This window comes from Mesorhizobium sp. M7D.F.Ca.US.004.03.1.1, from assembly GCF_003998635.1.
In the GTDB taxonomy this organism is placed as follows: Bacteria; Pseudomonadota; Alphaproteobacteria; order Rhizobiales; family Rhizobiaceae; genus Mesorhizobium; species Mesorhizobium loti.
Window position 1 is genome coordinate 1 of record NZ_RZQG01000820.1, and the last position, 2,665, is coordinate 2,665.

The window sequence follows — 2,665 nt, forward strand, 5'->3', positions numbered from 1 at the left end:
CGAATAAGCAGCACGCAACTGCGGCACGGCAAACCGCAGGCTCTAACCGAAATGACTTCTGCATGTCCGGCATGGTTAACATACTGATGGTAATTGAGGCGGAAATCGCCACCACTCATTTGCTTGAGCAAATTATGAAAGCCTGCGGAGTGCATGGCGTTGGCCACCGCGTTCAGTTGCTAGGCAAGCTTCAAATTGGCGATATCACGCCAGATACCATTCCTATGTTTGTACGATGCGCAGACCCTTTGGTTCTACCGTGGGCGCAATTGCTGGTCGACGCAAATAGGTCATACGCTTATTACATTGATGACAACTTCTGGCGCATCGTTGGACACACTCCGCTTGCGACATACTACCGGCACCCGATCATCAGAAAGTCCCTGGAATTTGCGATCTCCCATGCGGATGCCGTGATCGTTAACTCCAGCGAACTGTGCAGGTTCGTATCAAGTTTCAATGCTCGCACCGCTGTTCTGCCGACGTTTTTCGATTTTTCCCTTATTGACGGTGTGCAGCCGTCCTCTACAGACGAAATCCGGATCGGCTTTGCCGGAAGTCCCTCACGCATTGACGATCTAGATTTGATATCGCCGGTTATCGAGTTGATCCTGGAGAAATACCCAAAAACGATATTCGAGTTCGCTGGCGTTCTTCCAAAGGGTGTTTCGATTGGACCGCGTGTCCGCTTTTTTCCACATACCGGCGACTACAACGCTTACATTAAATTTCAAGCCACGAGAAATTGGGCGATAGGTCTAGCTCCCCTGATGGACCATGAGGCTAATCGCAGCAAGACCGACAACAAGTATCGTGAGTATGGTGCGTGCCATGTTGCTGGGATTTATTCCAATATTCCACCCTATAGCGATGTTGTGGAAAACTCAGTCTGCGGCTTATTGGTGGATGGTGCCCAGTCGTCTTGGTTCGACGCGCTTGCCGCTCTTATCGAGCGACCCGACAAGCGGACGATCCTAGCGAACAACGCCTTCGAGCATGTAAGGGCTCGCTATGACGTGTCACACGTTTCCCATGACTGGGCGCGATTTTTCAAACGGCTCGATGAGCGCCGATCACGAGATATCAGGCCACTTAAGCAAAGCAGTCTGGATTTGAAGAAATTCTACCGCCGGCTGGAACGACTTAAGATTCATCTTGCCGTTGTCTATCAGGAGGGTGGATGTCGTTTGGTCATTCAACGTATTGTAAGGAAAATACGGCCATCGCGATGAGGCTTTGGTCTCGCAGCCGGATAGGTATGACGATTGAGCGATCTCATGGTGGCCCCCGCCTGATTGGGGCAAAGGAGGTACTGTGCAAGAACATTCTGTTTTTCTGAAAACAGTCGTCGATCCCATTCAAGGTTGGTTAGTCCCGTACACCGCCATAAGGAGCATGGACCTGCTGGAGTGGCAAATTACCAACGGCGTGCGCGGCGGTTTGTTCGAGATCGGTGTTTTCTGTGGAAAATACTTGTCCGTCCTACTGCAATCGGCGAACGCAACGGGCGAGGCGATCGTCGGCGTCGATACATTCGAAGCGGTGCCGCAAAATCAGGTCTTGGACCTACTTGGCCGCAACGGCGCGAATTCCGATCGCGTGCAACTCATTCAAGGCAAGTCTGTCGATGTTTCGGCTGCTGATATTTTGGGTCGTCTCGATGGGGCCGCTCGCTTCATCAGCATCGACGGCTCACATGAAAAATCGGACGTGCTTAGTGACTTGAGGCTTTGTGATGAGATTTTGTCGGATCAAGGGATTATTTCCGCAGATGACTTCTTAAATTGCCTTTGCTTAGGCGTCACCGAGGCGATATTCGAATACCTCAAAGATCATAAATCAATAGTCCCATTCTGCTACTTACCGAACAAGCTATTATTGTGTCGGAAATCGATGGCGAGCACTTACACCTCAGTCCTGGAGCAAGCCAACAACCGGTCGCCATTCGACGGTATCGGCAAGCGTGTAGCCGAGACGGCAGCTCAAGATAGGTCGAAAATTTTTACAGCCATGGCCGGATCAAAGGTTCTTGTCTTAAGTTAGACTAGGCTATGTCGGCGCTATTTCTCTCAATTCATAATTTTATCAGGCAGAAAACCTGCCGGAGGTCGCAAAAATAGGAATTCTCGAGACCAACAGGCAGAAGATCACTCAGAAATCTGTCAAACTCGGTGAGCGTCTCTCGGTCAGCACCTCGGATTTCCAGTTCGAATTTCAAGTTTTCTTTTGGGTTTCTTGTGTCGCGTTGGATATAGAGTTTCCCGCCCGTCTGAAGTGAGAGGGCAAAGAGATCATAGGCGGAGAATAGATATTTGTCGCCGGTTCCGAATGTCGAAAGAAAAGCCATATCTTCGCGTAGGGCGCCGCTCCTCTGTTCCACATATTGTGTAAGCAGATCAATCTGGAGGAGTACATCGTCTGGCAATTTGACTGAGCGTCTGAACAGCTTCAGCGTCAGACATAAGAACATATAACTTTCCAGGCAAGGTTCAGTAAAGATCAGCACCCCTGGCGTCGCTAGTTTCTGATATAATGATTTAATGGCCGCCCGGTAATCCAGCACGTGGTGCAGAACCGAATGAGATTGGATGACGTTGAAGGCACCTTCTTTTATAAATAGCTCGTTTTGCGGATCGCAAAGAGCCGCGGCGACGATGGTATGTTT

At 50.0% G+C, this 2,665-nt stretch carries 3 protein-coding genes; 2 read left to right on the forward strand and 1 reads right to left on the reverse strand.

The features are described 5' to 3' along the window. Nucleotides 1–1,232, forward strand: a 1,232-nt coding sequence (locus EN935_RS30355) for a hypothetical protein (protein WP_348629919.1), incomplete at its 5' end; no start/stop codon positions are given. Between the two features lie 82 nt (nt 1,233–1,314). Then, nucleotides 1,315–2,043, forward strand: a complete 729-nt coding sequence (locus tag EN935_RS30360) for a class I SAM-dependent methyltransferase (protein ID WP_127262777.1) — start codon at nt 1,315–1,317, stop codon at nt 2,041–2,043. A gap of 31 nt (nt 2,044–2,074) precedes the next feature. Here the strand turns inward: EN935_RS30360 and EN935_RS41000 are convergent. After that, nucleotides 2,075–2,665 (reverse strand): class I SAM-dependent methyltransferase (locus tag EN935_RS41000; RefSeq protein ID WP_164771463.1); only part of this gene is annotated, 591 nt, incomplete at its 5' end.